The organism is Enterobacter sp. MGH 4 (genome assembly GCF_000534735.1).
GTDB lineage: Bacteria > Pseudomonadota > Gammaproteobacteria > Enterobacterales > Enterobacteriaceae > Enterobacter > Enterobacter intestinihominis.
This window is the reverse complement of record NZ_KI973300.1, coordinates 70,929-88,189: the sequence shown is the minus strand read 5'-3', so window position 1 is coordinate 88,189 and position 17,261 is coordinate 70,929. Positions and strand designations below refer to the sequence as shown.

General features: G+C 53.2%; 15 protein-coding genes and 6 pseudogenes. 12 read left to right on the top strand and 9 right to left on the bottom strand.

Translation table 11 applies throughout. From position 1 onward, the window contains the following. Both L350_RS0122805 and L350_RS24835 read left to right on the top strand, forming a co-directional pair. Positions 1-975: pseudogene (locus L350_RS0122805) on the top strand (IS5-like element ISKpn26 family transposase); the annotation flags it as partial. Continuing rightward, entirely contained in the window at positions 957-1,184 is a 228-nt protein-coding gene (locus L350_RS24835; protein WP_306292279.1) for a hypothetical protein, read from the top strand. The pseudogene L350_RS0122805 and the gene L350_RS24835, both read left to right, overlap by 19 nt. Here the strand turns inward: L350_RS24835 and L350_RS00005 are convergent. The 3 genes and pseudogenes from L350_RS00005 to L350_RS0122800 form a co-directional block, all read right to left on the bottom strand. Continuing rightward, positions 1,123-2,115 carry a hypothetical protein gene (locus L350_RS00005; protein WP_166791864.1) on the bottom strand — a complete coding sequence of 331 codons (993 nt, stop codon included), beginning with the start codon at positions 2,113-2,115 and terminating at the stop codon, positions 1,123-1,125. The genes L350_RS24835 and L350_RS00005 overlap by 62 nt on opposite strands. 48 nt (positions 2,116-2,163) lie before the next feature. Next, positions 2,164-2,319 carry a hypothetical protein gene (locus tag L350_RS24515; RefSeq protein WP_000074143.1) on the bottom strand — a complete coding sequence of 52 codons (156 nt, stop codon included), beginning with the start codon at positions 2,317-2,319 and terminating at the stop codon, positions 2,164-2,166. Positions 2,320-2,622: 303 nt separating this feature from the next. Then, a pseudogene (locus L350_RS0122800) lies at positions 2,623-2,949 on the bottom strand (recombinase family protein); the annotation flags it as partial. Between L350_RS0122800 and L350_RS0122795 the strand changes: the two are divergent. The 4 genes from L350_RS0122795 to L350_RS00020 all read left to right on the top strand — a co-directional run bounded on the left by L350_RS0122795 (position 2,932) and on the right by L350_RS00020 (position 5,186). Then, positions 2,932-3,378, top strand: coding sequence for a recombinase family protein (locus L350_RS0122795; RefSeq protein WP_370464783.1), 447 nt, complete (start codon positions 2,932-2,934; stop codon positions 3,376-3,378). The pseudogene L350_RS0122800 and the gene L350_RS0122795 overlap by 18 nt on opposite strands. Before the next feature lie 184 nt (positions 3,379-3,562). Then, entirely contained in the window at positions 3,563-4,120 is a 558-nt protein-coding gene (locus L350_RS00010) for an OsmC family protein (protein WP_000108589.1), read from the top strand. A gap of 141 nt (positions 4,121-4,261) precedes the next feature. Beyond that, on the top strand, positions 4,262-4,843 hold the full coding sequence (locus tag L350_RS00015) for a TetR/AcrR family transcriptional regulator (RefSeq protein ID WP_023304048.1): 582 nt from the start codon (positions 4,262-4,264) through the stop codon (positions 4,841-4,843). Between the two features lie 4 nt (positions 4,844-4,847). Beyond that, entirely contained in the window at positions 4,848-5,186 is a 339-nt protein-coding gene (locus tag L350_RS00020) for a carboxymuconolactone decarboxylase family protein (protein ID WP_000888080.1), read from the top strand. A 29-nt stretch (positions 5,187-5,215) separates the two neighbouring features. Here L350_RS00020 and L350_RS00025 read toward each other — a convergent pair whose 3' ends face one another. Next, a complete protein-coding gene (locus tag L350_RS00025) occupies positions 5,216-5,545 on the bottom strand; it encodes a thioredoxin family protein (protein ID WP_008502229.1) in 330 nt (109 codons plus the stop codon). A 212-nt stretch (positions 5,546-5,757) separates the two neighbouring features. Here L350_RS00025 and L350_RS00030 point away from each other — a divergent pair, with 212 nt between their 5' ends. The 4 genes and pseudogenes from L350_RS00030 to L350_RS00040 all read left to right on the top strand — a co-directional run bounded on the left by L350_RS00030 (position 5,758) and on the right by L350_RS00040 (position 8,836). Then, positions 5,758-6,864: an alkene reductase gene (locus tag L350_RS00030; protein ID WP_006687059.1), complete on the top strand. Its 1,107-nt coding sequence runs from the start codon at positions 5,758-5,760 to the stop codon at positions 6,862-6,864. Positions 6,865-6,929: 65 nt separating this feature from the next. Continuing rightward, complete coding sequence (locus L350_RS00035) at positions 6,930-7,631, top strand: DsbA family oxidoreductase (protein WP_008502228.1); 702 nt, start codon at positions 6,930-6,932, stop codon at positions 7,629-7,631. A gap of 65 nt (positions 7,632-7,696) precedes the next feature. Then, a pseudogene (locus L350_RS23765) lies at positions 7,697-7,834 on the top strand (sugar dehydrogenase); the annotation flags it as partial. Positions 7,835-7,867: 33 nt separating this feature from the next. After that, a complete protein-coding gene (locus tag L350_RS00040; protein WP_080686368.1) occupies positions 7,868-8,836 on the top strand; it encodes an IS5-like element IS903B family transposase in 969 nt (322 codons plus the stop codon). Positions 8,837-8,881: 45 nt separating this feature from the next. Here L350_RS00040 and L350_RS0122790 read toward each other — a convergent pair whose 3' ends face one another. Further along, entirely contained in the window at positions 8,882-9,337 is a 456-nt protein-coding gene (locus L350_RS0122790; protein WP_176483641.1) for a hypothetical protein, read from the bottom strand. A 272-nt stretch (positions 9,338-9,609) separates the two neighbouring features. Between L350_RS0122790 and L350_RS22895 the strand changes: the two are divergent. Next, positions 9,610-10,098, top strand: a pseudogene (locus L350_RS22895) (integrase core domain-containing protein); the annotation flags it as partial. A gap of 63 nt (positions 10,099-10,161) precedes the next feature. On the opposite strand, the gene L350_RS00050 reads toward L350_RS22895, so the two are convergent. Together L350_RS00050 and L350_RS00055 are read right to left on the bottom strand one after the other, a co-directional pair. Then, positions 10,162-11,373 (bottom strand): type I restriction enzyme subunit R domain-containing protein, encoded by a 1,212-nt coding sequence (locus L350_RS00050; RefSeq protein WP_205247542.1) that lies wholly within the window; start codon positions 11,371-11,373, stop codon positions 10,162-10,164. A gap of 45 nt (positions 11,374-11,418) precedes the next feature. Further along, entirely contained in the window at positions 11,419-14,316 is a 2,898-nt protein-coding gene (locus L350_RS00055; RefSeq protein ID WP_032627134.1) for a Tn3-like element Tn5403 family transposase, read from the bottom strand. 94 nt (positions 14,317-14,410) lie between these two features. Here L350_RS00055 and L350_RS00060 point away from each other — a divergent pair, with 94 nt between their 5' ends. Continuing rightward, positions 14,411-15,016, top strand: a complete 606-nt coding sequence (locus L350_RS00060; protein ID WP_000509966.1) for a recombinase family protein — start codon at positions 14,411-14,413, stop codon at positions 15,014-15,016. Between the two features lie 32 nt (positions 15,017-15,048). Here the strand turns inward: L350_RS00060 and L350_RS00065 are convergent. Both L350_RS00065 and L350_RS0122785 read right to left on the bottom strand, forming a co-directional pair. Beyond that, positions 15,049-15,558 (bottom strand): annotated as a pseudogene (locus L350_RS00065) (Tn3 family transposase); the annotation flags it as partial. A gap of 68 nt (positions 15,559-15,626) precedes the next feature. Further along, a pseudogene (locus L350_RS0122785) lies at positions 15,627-17,246 on the bottom strand (Tn3-like element Tn3 family transposase); the annotation flags it as partial. Positions 17,247-17,261: the final 15 nt, after the last annotated feature.

The following is a 17,261-nucleotide window of genomic DNA, read 5'->3' as shown; positions in this document are numbered from 1 at the left end:
CATCAACTCACCTTCGCCGATAGTGAATTCAGCACTAAGCGCCGTCAGACCCGAAAAGAGATTTTCCTCTCCCGCATGGAGCAGATTCTGCCATGGCAGAATATGACCGCTGTCATCGAGCCGTTTTATCCCAAGGCGGGCAATGGCCGACGGCCCTATCCGCTGGAGACCATGCTGCGTATTCACTGCATGCAGCATTGGTACAACCTGAGCGACGGTGCCATGGAAGATGCCCTGTACGAAATCGCCTCCATGCGCCTGTTTGCCCGATTATCCCTGGATAGCGCCCTGCCGGATCGCACCACCATCATGAATTTCCGCCACCTGCTCGAGCAGCATCAACTGGCCCGTCAATTGTTCAAGACCATCAATCGCTGGCTGGCCGAAGCAGGCGTCATGATGACCCAAGGCACTTTGGTGGATGCCACCATCATTGAGGCACCCAGCTCTACCAAGAACAAAGAGCAGCAACGCGATCCGGAGATGCATCAGACCAAGAAAGGCAATCAGTGGCACTTTGGCATGAAGGCCCACATTGGTGTCGATGCCAAGAGTGGCCTGACCCACAGCCTGGTCACCACCGCGGCCAACGAGCATGACCTCAATCAGCTGGGTAATCTGCTTCATGGAGAGGAGCAATTTGTCTCAGCCGATGCCGGCTACCAAGGAGCGCTACAGCGCGAGTAGCTGGCCGAGGTGGATGTGGACTGGCTGATCGCCGAGCGTCCCGGCAAGGTAAAAACCTTGAAGCAGCATCCGCGCAAGAACAAAACGGCCATCAACATCGAATACATGAAAGCCAGCATCCGTGCCAGGGTGGAGCACCCGTTTCGCATCATCAAGTGGCAGTTCGGCTTCGTGAAAGCCAGATACAAGGGGCTGCTGAAAAACGATAACCAACTGGCGATGTTATTCACCCTGGCCAACCTGTTTCGGGTGGACCAAATGATACGTCAGTGGGAGAGATCTCAGTAAAAACCGGAAATAACGCCAGAAATGGTGGAAAAAATAGCCTAAATAGGCTGATTCGATGTGTTTGCGGGAAAAAAATCGGCCCAGATCCGCGAAATTTTAATCAGCGAGTCAGCTTGGGAAGACATGACCTGCTTATTCGCACCTTCCCTAATCATCACGGCGATTACGTTCAAATCCCCTGCGCCCTCTTGCTGCCCATTCAGCATTGAGTACCACGTAACGCTCCCAGCGTTCACGCAGCTGTGCGAGCTTTAGCGGTAATTCTTTGGTGACAAAGGCTTCCGGTATTTCAAAGTCATCAAGATGCCCTTCCAGGTATGCATGTACGCCTTCCAACACATCAATCAGAGTGATGTTGTTACTTTGTTGCCCTTCAAGAAGCGGCCCCTGCCAGCTATGCCAGAAGGCCTGATGGCGCAGACAGCTTTCGTCATTCGCGAGCCACCACAAATCCATAAAGATTCCTCGTGCAACTTTGAACGGCTGTTCATCAAACTGTTCGATGAGAAAGAAATAACACGGGATCTTGAGCGCGTTAATACGCGCAATTTCAATTTCAGCATCACGGCGCAAGGCAATCAGATTGCTAAAGCGCGAGCGCATACAGGCGACAGGGTTCAACACCCTTACCTTTTCATTCATTTCAGGCATACCGGGGCCGGTTGCTTCTACATAAAACGGGGCGGTATACAGGTAAAGCTTTTCCCCCAGAAAATCAGAACGGTCAAAGCCTCCGGGTCGGTCGATAATATCCACCACATTTGGCTCGTCAGGCGCATCCGGTACGGCAAATAAGCGTCCATCATCCCGTTTGATATCGTGTGTGTCCTGATCGATAAGCATAAACTGTCCAAGGGATGGGGGCTGGCCGTCTTTGTTCTCCCACGTCTTAACGTTGAGCGTTTTTGCTATAGCCGCAATATCATCTTTCCGGGCGCTGTAGTCGCAGTCAACAGAAGTGGTGAGACGCTCATCAGGCAATCTGTCGCCATATTGTGCATGATAATAGGATATCCAGTATTGCACAGCCTGACCGCCAACTGTGATAACGGCATGTTTGAACTGGTCAGCGTTGCAGATCAGCTGCTGATTTAGCAGGTACATCTGCTCATAGGGGGGAATAACGTCTTGAACAGGCATAAAAAAACCATCAGCGAATGATGGTTTATTGTGCCTCAAAGTTCAGGATCAGGCAAAAGCGATAGTATGAGAGAATTTGCTACTGGCTGACTTACTGAAGCGGCTTTTCACGGCAGGTTTGTAACCGGCACGACCACGCAAAACCTGCACCGCTACGGCTTCGTAGCGTTCATGCTGCTTTTGTTTAGCTTGTGCTGGAGACATAATTTTGTACCTGACGGTAGTTATAAACAAATAAGTTGCAGTAACTATACGTCACGAATCTACGTCACGCAATAGTGTACTATTGTTGCAACTTCGATGTACTTCCAGATTACAAAGTAAGTCCTGATCTCTTAGGGAGGGTGCGAATAAGTACCCTCCGCAACGAAAATGAAACTTTTAGTCAATTAAATTCAATCACTTACATAGGCGTTTTTTTGCGTTTGGTGACTTATTCGCACCTTCCTTAGCAAATGTGGTGAACAGAATTGCCATTCCTTCAGCGGATTGTGTCGGGGGTGGATGTCAATCTGGTAACTCCGGGCTGACTGCATCGCCACGCAGGCGCATGATGGTTTGTCGTGAGGTCCCAAACTCGCGGGCAATGGCGCTGATACTGGCACCTGCTTTCAGTTGTTCAAGCGCTGCCTGCCGCTGTTCCTGGTTAAGCGCCGGCGGCCGGCCAAACCGTTTGCCTGCTGCCCTAGCCCTTGCCAGGCCGGAATGCGTGCGTTCAATCAGCAGGTCCTTTTCAAACTCAGCCACAGCCGAAATGACCTGCATGGTCATCTTTCCGGCCGCGCTGGTGAGGTCCACGCCACCCAGCGCGAGGCAGTGTACGCGAATACCGGATTTATCCGGTTGCTAGATCGCATGGAAAATGGGGATGTACTGATTGTCACCAAACTTGACCGTCTGGGTCGTAATGCGATGGATATCCGAAAAACAGTAGAGCAACTGGCGGCTTTAGATATTCGCGTTCATTGTCTCGCACTCGGAGGCGTTGACTTGACCAGTCCGGCCGGAAAAATGACTATGCAGGTAATTTCTGCTGTAGCGGAGTTTGAGCGGGATTTGCTGCTTGAGCGAACGCATTCAGGTATTGCGAGGGCAAAAGCGGCTGGAAAACGCTTCGGTCGCCCTCCCATCCTGAGCGAGGAACAAAAGCAAACAGTGACAGAGCGCCTAAATGCTGGCATCAGTATCAGTGCTATTGCCCGGGAATTTAATACCACCCGCCAGACTATCCTTCGGGTAAAGGCTGGATTGCTGCAAGAGTGAGCGGCTGGGAAGATTATAAAAAAATCAAATGGTTATTATGAAATAAAACAGCCTTCTGGGTTCTTTTCCCCCTATTTTTTATAAAAGAGTAGACAAAAGAGGTTCGCGATATTAACCTACCAACTAGATGGTTGGCACTGATTACACCAGCTATAACTTTTATCAAGAAATTACAGGAGCCATTATGTCTACTACCGTTAAACCTTCTGCAGACGCAGCTGCGATCCACAATACCCGTGAAGCAGTTCGCAGCCAGCCTGGCCTGGGTAACCTGACTTTCCAGATGAAAGCCCGTTCCAGCGGCGGATTAACCGTTCGCACAGAGACCGGCGCCACAATCCAGAACGGCGTTATCGATACCAGCCGCGTGGGGAAATTTTCTAATATCGGTGATGAACCCGCAGGTTTACTCGGCACCGATACCGGCATGAGCCCGACTGAATACATCATGCAGGCGCTGGCTGGCTGTTATACCGCCACCCTCACCATGATGGCTGCTGAAAAAGGGATCGACCTGGACGGTATCGAGCTGGATCTTAATTTCGATATCAACCTCAACGGCTTCCTTGGGCTGGACAGCAACGTGCGTAAAGGTGCGAAATCTATTCGCGTCGATGTTCACCTTACGAGCAAGACCGCCAGTCGCGAGGAGTTAGAAGCGCTGGTCAGCGAAATGCAAAAGAATTCGCCAATCCACGATACTCTGGCTAATCCGGTTGAAATGATTACACGCCTGGCGTGATGTCAGAGATGTAATGCTGCCATTCAGAATGCAGGATGGCAGTGACGTTCAGCTCTGCACGATACTGAGTCAGTGATACAACTTGCTACGGAAAAATAGCAACAATATAATCTATCAACTAGTAGATTATATGGAGTAATTATGACAACCATGACACGGGAACGGCTGCTCAGCGAAGCAGAACACCTGATGCGCGAAAAAGGGTATTCAGCATTCAGCTATGCTGATTTATCAAAAATAGTGGGTATCACCAAGGCCAGTATTCATCACCATTTCCCGACCAAAGATATTCTGGGTGAGCAGGTGGTAATACAGGCGTTCTCTGATACGCAACGCGTATTTGAGCAGATAGAGGCTACTGAGAAAAGCGCGGAGAAAAGAATTGCGGCCTACATCGATATCTTCGCGCAAAGCCATAAAGCTTCACTACTGCCACTGTGTTGTGCGTTGTCAGCAGAGACCGCCAATCTGCCTCAGGCAATTACTGTACAGACATCACTTTATTTCGATATGCAAATCGAGTGGCTCACAAAAGTCGTCAGGGCGGGCATGGAGTCAGGTGAGTTTTCATCCCATGCCGAACCATCAGATATTGCTTTGATGATCATTAATGTCTGTGAAGGCTCAAGCGTAGTGGCGCATGCAACGGCCAGACCCGAAGTCTTCACCAACAGCCTTAAGTATATAAAACTGCTTCTTAATACCCCACATTCAGGAGAATGACACTATGCTGGACTGGAACAACTATCGCTCAGAGTTAATGCAACGTTTAGGCGAGTTGGGCAAACTGACCCCCGAGACCATGAAAGGCGTGGTTGCCCTGGGCAACGCAGGTAACAAAACTGACCTTTTAGGCGCAAAAGTGCGTGAACTCATTGCCCTGGCGTGCGCAGTCACAACTCGCTGCGACGGCTGCATTGCTTTTCACGCCGACGCCGCTGTGAAAGCCGGTGCAACCGACGCTGAAATTGCTGAAGCGCTGGGCGTGGCGATTAACCTCAACGCTGGCGCTGCGGTCATTTATTCAGCCCGCACTCTGGATGCCGTCGGTCAGGCACGCGGTTAAGCATTAATAAATTCCACGTTAAAAGGGCATTACTGCCCTTTTTTTATGTCCGCAATCGCCTGAGCATATACCGATGCAGGTTTCACACCCGGTATGCGTTTAACTAATTGCCCTTCATGAAATATCAGCACAGACGGCAGCCCCCAGATCTCGTATTTGGTTGTCAGCACCGGCGCCTGATCTACATTGACTTTCCCCACCTGAATATCTCCATCGAGCCGGTCTGCAAACTGACTGAACATTTCTTCGCTGGCCTGACAGGGCGGACACCAGGGTGCAGAGAAACGTACCACCGATATTCCTTTGTACTGCTCTATCTGGCGGAAATTATCTTCGTTATAAGCTGTTAATGTACGCATGGTGATGACCTCGCAAAATGAGTGACAATTCAGAAATGGCTGCGTTATGACAAAAAAATACGGCACACCCGTTGACCTACCTACTAGATGGTTGGTATATTGCCATCCATCAGATGTTTATGCAACTCCAGTGCGCGACGTCCGGTCGATGATACTTCCGGGTTGTGCAAATCCCTGCCGGGATACTCCTTTTTGTTTCTGTGAGGTATACGATGAGTAAGCTTTTCACCCCCTACAATCTGTCTGGCCTGGCGTTAAAAAACCGTGTAGTCATGGCACCGATGACCCGCACCCGCACCATGAATGACGTGCCGGATGAGGTCGTGGCTTTGTACTATGCACAGCGTGCTTCTGCTGGCCTGCTCATCACCGAAGGGATGCCGGTTTCAGAAGAAGGCCGGGGTTACCTCTATACCCCTGGTATCTACAACGACGAACACGTCCAGGGCTGGCGTAAGGTGACACAAGCGGTTCACGCCAAAGGTGGCCGTATTTTCGCGCAGCTCTGGCACGTCGGCCGTATGTCTCACGTCTCTCTTCAGCCAGGCCACATAGCGCCGGTTTCAGCGGGCACCGTTCAGGCGGTCAATACCACCGTTTTTGCGCTGACCGAATCCGGAGAACCGGGCCCGGTTGTACCAAGCCAGCCACGCGCGCTGGAAACGCATGAAGTGAAACGCATCACTGCAGACTTCGTGCACTCCGCACGCCTGGCGATGGAAGCCGGCTTTGACGGTGTGGAAATCATGGCTGCAAACGGATTCATCTTTGACCAGTTCCTCAGTAGCGAACTGAACACCCGCACTGACGAATACGGCGGCTCGGTGGAAAATCGTCAGCGTTTCCTGCTGGAGACCATTGACGCCGTGGCGGAAGCCGTGGGTAACAGCCACGTTGCCGTGCGCCTGTCACCGTTCGGCCGCATTTATGACCTCGCGCCGTATGAAGGTGAAGAGCAAACCTGGTCAGCCATCACCGACGCGCTCGGTCAGCGGGAGCTGGCTTACGTACACCTTTACTATCAGCCGGTGTACACCAAAGCGCCACTTCCGGAAGGATTCCGCCGCCGTTTTCGCAACACGTTTAAAGGCACCATCATCGCTGCCGGCGGTTTCACCCGTGATATCGCAGAGCAGGCTCTGGAAGATGATGAGCTGGATCTGGTGGCATTTGGTGTGCCCTACATCGCTAACCCGGATCTGGTTGAAAGAATGCAAAACGGCTGGCCACTGGCAGAAAGTGACCGCGCCACCTACTACGGCGTCAGTGGTTCCCCGGAAAAAGGCTATACCGATTACCCGGTCTGGCAGGCGCAATAAATCCCATACGGTCGCGGTTCTCTGATAAGTGAGACCCGACCGCCCAAGGTCTTTGAGGAATCATTATGCAAACGCTGAAACCCACCCTCACCATCGATATCTGGTCAGATTTGGTCTGCCCGTGGTGCTGGATTGCTAAGAAAAGATTTGAACAGGGTCTGAATCGCTTTGAATTTCGCGATCAGGTGGTGATCCGTCATCACAGCTACCGTCTGGCCGGTGGTACTCCCGCTATGCCTTTTAAGGATGCCATCGTTAAAAAACTGGGCAGTCAACATTCAGCGGAGCTGATGATGAATCAGGTGGGCACCGCCGGTAAATCTGAAGGTCTGATCTACAACTTTGACGGCATGATGTTTGGTGATACAGAAGATGCACACACCCTGCTGGTTGCCGCGCGTAAGGCCGGAATTGCGGACGCGGTGGAAGAACGTTTTTATCACGGCAGTATCACCGAAGGTCGCTCTCTCTTTGACCGTCAGCAGCTCGTTGCAATGGCCGTAGAAGCCGGTATGGAGAAAGCTGACGCCGAAGCCGCTCTGGAAAATGACGATTTTCGCGCCACCGTTTCCGACGATGAAGCCCACGCACAGTCTATTGGCCTCAGCGGCGTTCCGGTTTTTGTGATGAACGAGAAATACGCCATCAGCGGGGCTCAGGGGGCAGACAACTTTTTGAATGCCCTGCGTCAGGTCTGGGATGAACAGCAAACCGAATTTTCAGCCACAGCGGGTCAGACCTGCGGAACGGATGGCTGCAGCATTTAATCCGTCAACCGCCGGCAGTTTCACGCTGCCGGCAACGTCTTACCCACCAGTAATGGAGTCTGAAAATGAATACATTTTTCAAAGGTAAAAAACTGCTTGTCGTCGGCGGCACCAGCGGCATGGGTCTCGCCGTGGCACGCATGGTACTGGAAGCGGGCGGCAGTGTGGTGCTGACCGGGAATAAAAAAGACAAAGCCGAAGCGGGGCTTTGTTGAATAAATCGAACTTTTGCTGAGTTGAAGGATCAGATCACGCATCTTCCCGACAACGCAGACCGTTCCGTGGCAAAGCAAAAGTTCAAAATCACCAACTGGCCCACCTACAATAAAGCCCTCATCAACCGTGGCTCCATAACTTTCTGGCTGGATGATGAAGCTATTCAGGCCTGGTATGAGTCAGCAACACCTTCTTCACGAGGCAGACCTCAGCGCTATTCTGACCTTGCCATCACGACTGTGCTGGTCATTAAACGCGTATTCAGGCTGACCCTGCGCGCTGCGCAGGGCTTTATTGATTCCATTTTTTCTCTGATGAACGTTCCGCTACGCTGCCCGGATTACAGCTGTGTCAGCAAGCGCGCAAAGTCGGTTAATGTCAGTTTCAAAACGTTCACCCGAGGTGAAATCGCACACCTGGTAATTGATTCCACCGGGCTGAAGGTCTTCGGTGAAGGCGAGTGGAAAGTCAAAAAGCATGGCCAGGAACGCCGCCGTATCTGGCGTAAGCTGCATCTCGCCGTTGACAGTAAAACACATGAAATCATCTGCGCTGACCTGTCGCTGAACAATGTGACGGACTCAGAAGCCTTCCCGGGTCTTATCCGGCAGACTCACAGAAAAATCAGGGCAGCATCGGCAGACGGCGCTTACGATACCCGGCTCTGTCACGATGAACTGCGGCGTAAGAAAATCAGCGCGCTTATCCCTCCCCGAAAAGGTGCGGGTTACTGGCCCGGTGAATATGCAGACCGTAACCGTGCAGTGGCTAATCAGCGAATGACCGGGAGTAATGCGCGGTGGAAATGGACAACAGATTACAACCGTCGCTCGATAGCGGAAACGGCGATGTACCGGGTAAAACAGCTGTTCGGGGGTTCACTGACGCTGCGTGACTACGATGGTCAGGTTGCGGAGGCTATGGCCCTGGTACGAGCGCTGAACAAAATGACGAAAGCAGGTATGCCTGAAAGCGTGCGTATTGCCTGAAAACACAACCCGCTACGGGGGAGACTTACCCGAAATCTGATTTATTCAACAAAGCCGTCGGTAGCTTACAAACATCACCTCCAGATTATGATGGCTGACCAGATATAAGGCACGCCTGAGAGCAGAAATTATCCAGCCAGTTTCATTACCAAATGCTCCGCCTCCGACCATAGTCACATATACTCTCGGATTGCCTGTAAGCCGGTAGTTCAGAACACCTGCCAGCAACGTTGCTTCGTAACTGGCTTCCAGTACCAGCGATGCAAAAGGAGCCCAGTCTTCCCGGGGAGATGAGTTATACGCGACAGGTAAGGCAGAGCAGAGAGCCTGAGACACAAACTGATCTTCAGGTACTCCTGGTATAGTGACTTCAGTATCTGAGTGCAATCCGATGCGTAACTCCTGTCTGAGCCTGTCCCGCATTTGCTCATCCAGCGATGCAATATAACGGCTAATAGCCTGCACCGTATTAGCCGACATCAGGGCATACCCGTTTTTCATTCGTATGCCATCAAGGGGTCAGTTTGGAGATCGGAAATTTTTGTACGTTAAGCGCATTATTTAACCAATCTTGGTTCGTAAGGGGTTGATTTTGCGTCAGTGGCTATCGCTTTTAAGTTGTCGCTCTTGCAGTATCGCATTTAGGTTATCCGATTAAGGTCAAACCTCTGAAAATGCCGTATAGCGCGGGAGTACACCCTATTGCTATAGGTAAGCCTGTTCAAAAAACAGGCTTACCGTACAATAATTCTCTATATCCAAACTGACCCCGTTCAGACGGCTTCGAGTTCAACTGCGACAACGGTGAAAAACTGCGGGTCACGTTCTCGCTGGACTGCTGTGACAGAGAGGCCATAGACTGGGCAGCGAGCACGGGAGGCTACGACAGTTCGACGGTGCAGGATGTGATGCTGAGGTCGGTGGAAAAGCGCTTCGGTGACAGGTTACCGGACACACCGGTGCAGTGGCTGACGGACAACGGTTCAGCGTATACGGCGTATGAAACGCGGAGGTTCGCCGTAGAGCTGAATCTGGAGCCCTGCACAACAGCGGTGAGCAGCCCACAGAGCAATGGTATGGCTGAACGGTTCGTGAAAACGATGAAGGAAGATTACATCGCGTTCATGCCCAAACCGGATGTGAGAACAGCGCTACAGAGCCTTGCAGCGGCGTTCAATCACTATAATGAAAACCACCCGCATAGTGCGCTGGGATACCACTCTCCGAGGGAATACCGGCGGCAGCGGGCATCGTTAACTTAAGATACAAAAGCTGTCCGGAAATGGAGGGGCAAGATCATCGCACCCTCCCGCACCAGCACCTTCTCATGCCGACGCCCCAGTCTGCGGCGGTGCTTTCGGCGGCACCGCGCCCCGCTGGTAGGTCGCATCGAACACTGTGTCCGTCAGCCAGCGCTTGAAGTTGGAGTTGTCGCTGAACTGCTTGAACAACTCGGTGTGGTCGGAAAGCAGCTCAAGCACCACGCGGTTGAGCGCCTTGTCGTGCTCCAACTTGGCGTTCTGCTTGTCGGAGTTCGCCTGCGCATTCTGGTAAGCCTTGTCCTGCGCTACTCGCGCAGGGATTTCCTCGGTGAGGACCTTGCGGATTTTGTCCTCGTCCTTCCACTCGATGTTGCCGAACAGGTCGTTGAAGGTCTTGATGATCGCGGAAAGTTTGTCGATGTCTGCCTCGCCCTTGCCGCCACCGCCGCCCGGCGGCACTGGCTCGACCGTGGCGTCGGCGTCGGCCATTGCCATCTTCAGCGCCGCTTTGGCCTCCACCCTGTAGCTGTCCATGTCGATAGTCTCCAGCACCCCTCTGGAGAGATCTTCCTCTTTGGGTGCTGGCAGCTTGGGGATGAGGAAATTCAGGAAGATCGAGAGCTTCTCCCACGTCGGGTGGCCGTAGCTCAGAATCGCAGCAAGAAAGCCGTAGCTGCGCACGAAGGCCTTGGCTTTACCCTTAAACTTGACCTGATCGTCCTCGCCGAGCTTGTCGGTGTATTCGGCCACGCACACATCGAGGATGGGGTCGAGTTTGTCCCTGTCTTCGCCACTCAAGTACAAGGTCACCAATTCTTCCACCTGTTGCCAGCTATACACCTGCTGCCCGTCGAGTTCAGCCTTTAGGTCGTGCAGTTTGTTGGCGTCGGTTTCTCCAGTCTGGATGGTAGCGCGATAATAGTCCTGGAACGCTGCCTTCACCGCCTCGGCGTTGTCAGCAAAGTCGAGCACGAAAGTGTCGTGCTTTTGCGGATGAGCCCGGTTCAGACGTGACAGGGTCTGCACCGCCAGAACGCCCGCCAGTGGCTTGTCCACATACATAGTGTGCAGCAAGGGCTCATCGAAGCCGGTGACAAACTTGTTAGCAACGATGAGGAAGCGATACGGGTCTTGCTTGAGATTTGCCGGAATGTCCTTACTTGGAAACCCATTGAGATCGGCCTCGGTCTTCTTCTGACCACCAATCTCGAAATCACCCGAATATGCCACGATAGCTTTGTACGGGCTCTTGATCTGTGTGAGGTAATCCGACACCTCGCGCCAGTAGGGGTCGGTTCCGGCTGAGGGCGAAATGACACCCTAAGCTTTCGGTTCCTTGGGCCAAAGATATTCGCCAGTCAGTAGAATGTGCGCCCAGCCCAATGGGGATATGCGGGGAAGAAATTCAGGGGGAACATCCAACCCTTCGTTCCGCCGCTCCGTGACGGCATGACCAAGATGGACGGTATTCCAGTAAATGATCACCGCAGTCAATAAATTGAGCCCAGCGATTCGGTAGTGCTGCCCCTCTGTCGTGCGATCGCGAATTTCCCCCTGCCTCCCGATACGGAGCGCATTTTTGAGCGCATGGTGGGCCTCTCCCTTGTTAAGACCGATCTGAGCACGCCGCTGCATGTCCGTATCCAGGATCCACTCAATAATGAAAAGGGTCCGTTCAATACGACCAACTTCACGAAGCGCAACTGCAAGGTTGTTTTGTCGTGGGTAAGAAGCGAGCTTGCGCAGGAGTTGGCTGGGCCTGATTTTGCCAGCGGTCATCGTCGCGGCACAACGGAAAATATCAGGCCAGTTCGCAACGATAAGATCCTCCCGGGCTTTTCCACCTACCAACTTGCGTAACTCCCTGGGGGTCGTATCGGGATTAAATACGTACAACCGCTTCGATGGCAGATCCCTGATTCGCAGAACGAGATTGTAGCCGAGCAGGCTACTGGCTCCGAACAAATGGTCGGTGAATCCTGCTGTATCGGCATACTGTTCGCGAACATGGCGACCGACCTCGTTCATCAGTAGTCCATCGAGAATATACGGTGCCTCGCTCACGGTCGCCGGGATCGACTGACAAGCGAATGGCGCGAACTGGTCGCTTACGTGAGTATACGCTTTGAGGCCGGGAACAGAACCATATTTGGCATTGACCATGTTCATGGCTTCGCCATGCCGCGCTGTCGGGAAAAACTGACCATCGCTCGATGCTGACGTGCCCATCCCCCAGACGCGTGACATCGGCAGTTTACCCTGCGCGGCCACCACAATTGCCAATGCCTGGTTCATGGCTTCGCTTTCAACATGCCAGCGGGCAAGGCGTGAGAGCTGCCAGTAATCATGCGTGTTTGTAGCTTCCGCCATCTTACGCAGGCCCAGATTGAGCCCTTCAGCGAGCAGGACGTTGAGCAGACCGATCCGGTCGCGACATGGAGCCCCGGTTCTCAGATGGGTAAACGCATCTGTGAAACCAAGGGCTGCATCAACTTCAAGCAGCATGTCGGTAATCCGAACGGACGGCATTCGGCGATACAGATCCAGTATGAGTGCCTCGGCACCATCCGGCACGTCTGCTGTCAACCTGTCGATCCGCAACGTTCCATCTTCTATGCTACCGTGCGGAATAGTGCCGTTACGGGCAGCCCGGGCCAGCCGCTTAAGAGCGATCGTGAGTCGCGCCTTTCTGTCTGCCAGCCAATCCTGTGGGTTGGAAGGCACGGCCAGTTTTGCATTTTCCTGCGCCGCGATCATCGGCACCAGTACCTGCTTGAGGTCACCATAGCGGCGCGAATGAGCGAGCCAGACATCTCCGGAACGAAAAGCATCCCGGAGGTGAAAGAGTACCGCCACTTCCCAAAGACGGGTATCTCCTTTTTCCTGAGCTCGTAAATGACGGTTCCATTTGGAGCTGGGCCGCAGGAAACGCCTTTCTGGCGATGCAACACCTTTCATCTCTCCGATCGACAAAGCTGCTGCTACCAATGGTCCGGCGACCGGCGCGGCTTCGAGCTTCAGACAGCGCAACATGCGGGGCGCATAACGACGAAAGCGATGGTATCCCTGCCCGACATATGCAAGAGGCTCATCGGCTAGCGTGTTGCTGAGTTGAGTCCCTGTCGCTACCAGTTGAGCGAGCCGGTCCCATGCAACCGAACTGGCGACAGCCATCTCCAGCGGGGTTCCGTCACTGCGGGCCTCAAGCAACGAAGCTCCCAGCGCGGTGAAGGTACGGATCGTATCCGTGAGTGTGGCTTTAGAGCCGGAAATTGTTTCGTCATGCTGGCGCTTCGCTTCCCGCCAGGTTTTTCCTACGATCCTGTCATGGGTTTCGACTATGGCATCAGCAATCGCCGCTTCCCACTCCACAACACAGACGGCAAGGATCGCCCAGCGGCGGTCCGAAGTGATGTCACGCAAACCGTCGGTGAAGTAGCGTTCACCCTGCCGACGCAGCCGGGCAATGCGATGGGCAGGTATGCTGGCCAAAGCACTATGATTGATATTCAGGGTACGCAGAAATTCGAGCCTGTCGAGCAAACGGTTAGCAGCAGCCGAGTTGTTACCAACCTCGAAGTTGCGAAGCCAGATGAAACGACTGATATTGCCGGCGAGCATTTCACTCAGAAGTTTGTCCAGGTGATCGCGAACATCCGCTGTTAAATTTTCCGCAATCCGCGTTTCAATCCGCCGCTCAGCGGCGACCAGAGCATCCGCGCACAAGCGCTCGATTGTCGATACTGCGGGCAGAATGGTGGAAGTTTCCCGACACCGCACAATAAAACGATGAGCAAGATCCTCGTTTGATCTGGCATCTTCGGCCTGGCCGAAAGTCCACTCCCGCAGATCACGGGCACCACGGCCCGTGAAGGTCTTGTAGCCGTAAATTTCGCGCAGCGTGTCCATGTGCTGCTGACGGGTTTGGCGCCGTGTGGCATAAGTGAGAAGCGCATCAGCCGGAACTCCAAGCTGAGCACCGACGAAGGAAAGGACTTCACGCGGGATCATCTCACCAGGAGCCAGTGCACGGCCCGGATATCGTAAGGCACAAAGTTGCAGGGCAAAGCCAATCCTGTTTTCCGGTCTGCGGCGCTGCCTAATGTTTTCCAGGTCATCATCGCCCAGCGTGTAGAACTTCAGTAGCGACAGTTCGTCCGTGGGCAGATCGAACAGCGCTGCTCGCTGCCGTTCGGTGAAAATATGGCGTCGTGACATACAAATTCGTCCCTTTTGAAGTATAGTCTGTTTTGGACAACAGCCAGCCCATATAAATCAGGGCGTTCCGATACAAAAATCCAGGAGGGTTCAATTGGGACATCGTGCCGCCATTTACTGCCGGGTTTCAACAGCGGATCAGTCTTGTGAACGCCAGGAATTTGATCTGCGAGCCTTCGCCGGCCGTGCCGGCTACGACGTGGTGGGAATATTTAAGGAAACAGGTTCAGGAACTAAACTCGACCGGGCCGAGCGAAAGAAAGTCCTGGCGCTTGCCCAGTCCAGACAAATTGATGCAATCCTGGTCACTGAGCTTTCCCGGTGGGGGCGCTCGACGCTCGATCTGCTCAATACGCTACGTGAACTGGAGAACTGGAAGGTTTCCGTGATAGCCATGAATGGAATGGCGTTCGATCTTTCGTCGCCGTATGGACGAATGCTGGCGACGTTTCTTTCCGGCATTGCGGAGTTTGAGCGGGATCTCATCAGCGAGCGGGTCAAGTCAGGCCTTGCTGTTGCGAAGGCACGTGGTAAGAGGCTTGGTCGTCAGGCCGGAGTGCGACCAAAATCAGACCGACTTTTGCCTAAGGTGGTTGCGATGAGGGCCGAGGGACGCAGCTATCGCTGGATCGCACGCGAGCTCGGTATCAGCAAGAATACCGTCGCTGACATCGTGCAACGACACAGAGCTAACGCTTAGGGTGTCATTTCGCCCTCAGCCGGAACCGACCCCTCAAAGCGTGAGGCCACCGTTTTCCAGGTTTCGTCCAGTTCGGTTGCCAGCTGTTTAACGGCATTTCCACCATCGGTGGGGTGTCCAAGCGCCCGGCATACGGCGATCCGCTGAGCCTGCCATTCTTTCCCCTGAAGAAACTTCTGACGCGGATCGCCCCAGCGATCGCTGTTCTCCAGCCAGATATCGCGGCGACGCAGCGAATCCTGAAGGCGTTCCAGCAGGCACAATGAGTATCCTGCACGCTGTATCCGGCCTTCGGAGTCGTACACCAGACGTTTCCAGGGACCTGTAATGATCTGCTCAGGCGCATTCTCCAGGAGGCGTTTTTTCGAACCACTCAGTTCGGCCAGGTAATGTATGGCCGATAGCGTATTTTCGCCGGCAGGGGCAGACTGAAAATGTAAATCACGCAGCATCGCTGGCAGAAAGCGCTTAACCCGTCCATATTGCTCGACCATTTCATCCTGGAAATTTGTGTCCTGCGGGCGGGCAAGCTCATTGACTTTACGGGGTCTGACGCTCAGTGGAACGAAAACTCACGTTAAGCAACGTTTTCTACCTCTGACGCCTCTTTTAATGGTCTCAGATGTCCTTTGGTCACCAGTTCTGCCAGCGTGAAGGAATAATGGCCGAGCATATTGATATGTCCGTGGCAAAGCGGGGAGAGGCGTGCGATATCTTCATCATTCAGTGTTTCACCTTGCGCCCGGAGATGATCCAGGGCTGCCTGCATATACATAGTGTTCCATAACACGACGGCGTTAGTGACCAGCCCCAGTGCGCCCAGTTGATCTTCCTGACCGTCGGTATATCGTTTTCTTATCTCACCTTTTTGACCGTGACAGATGGCTCTGGCAACGGCATGGCGGCTTTCTCCCCGATTAAGCTGGGTCAGAATGCGCCGGCGGTAATCTTCATCATCAATATAATTAAGCAGATACAGCGTTTTGTTGATGCGCCCCACTTCAATGATTGCCTGAGTCAGTCCGGAAGGACGTTCACTTTTCAGCAATGAACGGACCAGCACTGAAGCCTGTACTTTGCCCAGTTTCAGGGAGCCAGCGGTCCGGATCATTTCGTCCCACTGAAGGACTATTTTTCGGGGATCTGATTGCCCTCTGGCAATATCATTCAGCACGCCATAGTTGGCATCATGGCCCATTCGCCAGAAAACCGAAGCACCGGCATCAGCCAGGCGTGGAGAAAACTGGTATCCCAGCAGCCAGAAAAGGCCAAAGACAAGTTCGCTGGTACCTGCTGTATCGGTCATAATTTCGGTTGGATTCAGCCCGGTCTCCTGTTCCAGAAGGCCTTCCAGCACAAAGATAGAGTCCCTCAGCGTCCCCGGTATAACGATGCCATGAAAGCCGGAATACTGATCGGACACAAAGTTGTACCAGGTGATCCCTCTGTTATTACCAAAGTATTTGCGGTTCGGTCCGGCATTGATTGTTCTGACTGGCGTAACAAAGCGCATTCCATCTGCAGATGCCACTTCTCCGCCACCCCATATCTGTGCCAGTGGCAGCGTTGCCTGAAAATCAACCAGTCTGGCATTAGCGCTGGTGATAGTTTCAGCCCGCAGATAGTTCGCTTTTGTCCAGTTCAGCCGGTGTCGGGTCAGTGCAGGAACATTTGATCTGATCAGTGGTTCCAGACCGATATTGCAGGCTTCAGCCATCAGCACGGCGCTGATGCTGACGGGCAGATCATCAACTCTGGCACTGGCTTCACTAGCATGGAAAAACTCATCAGCAAATCCGGTATGGGCGTTAATTTCGAGCAGCAACTCTGTTAAATCCACCGGAGGGAGCAGATCACTGATCATTTTGCTCAGTCGTTTCAGACTGTCCGGCTCATCAAGACTGGCGAGGGGAGAAATTGTCAACCGGGGCTTCGGGCCAGAAACATCGAGTTCGACAGCCTCATTTTCGCCAAGACGTGCAGCAACCTGTCTGTAACGACTATCAAGCTGATGACCCAGAGATTTTATTGCTTCCTGCGGGTCTGTCGGGTGTCCCAGAGAACGATAAACCTTAATCCGGTTTGCCTGCCAGTCAGCACCCTGTAGTAATCTTGCTCGGGGATCTCCCCACCGGTTACTGCCGGTAACGTAGACATCCCTCCGCCTCAGACTATCCTGCAGTTTACTGAGAAAGCAGAGCGTGTATCCCCTGCGGGTGATATGTTTTTCCTTGTTGGGGTCGTC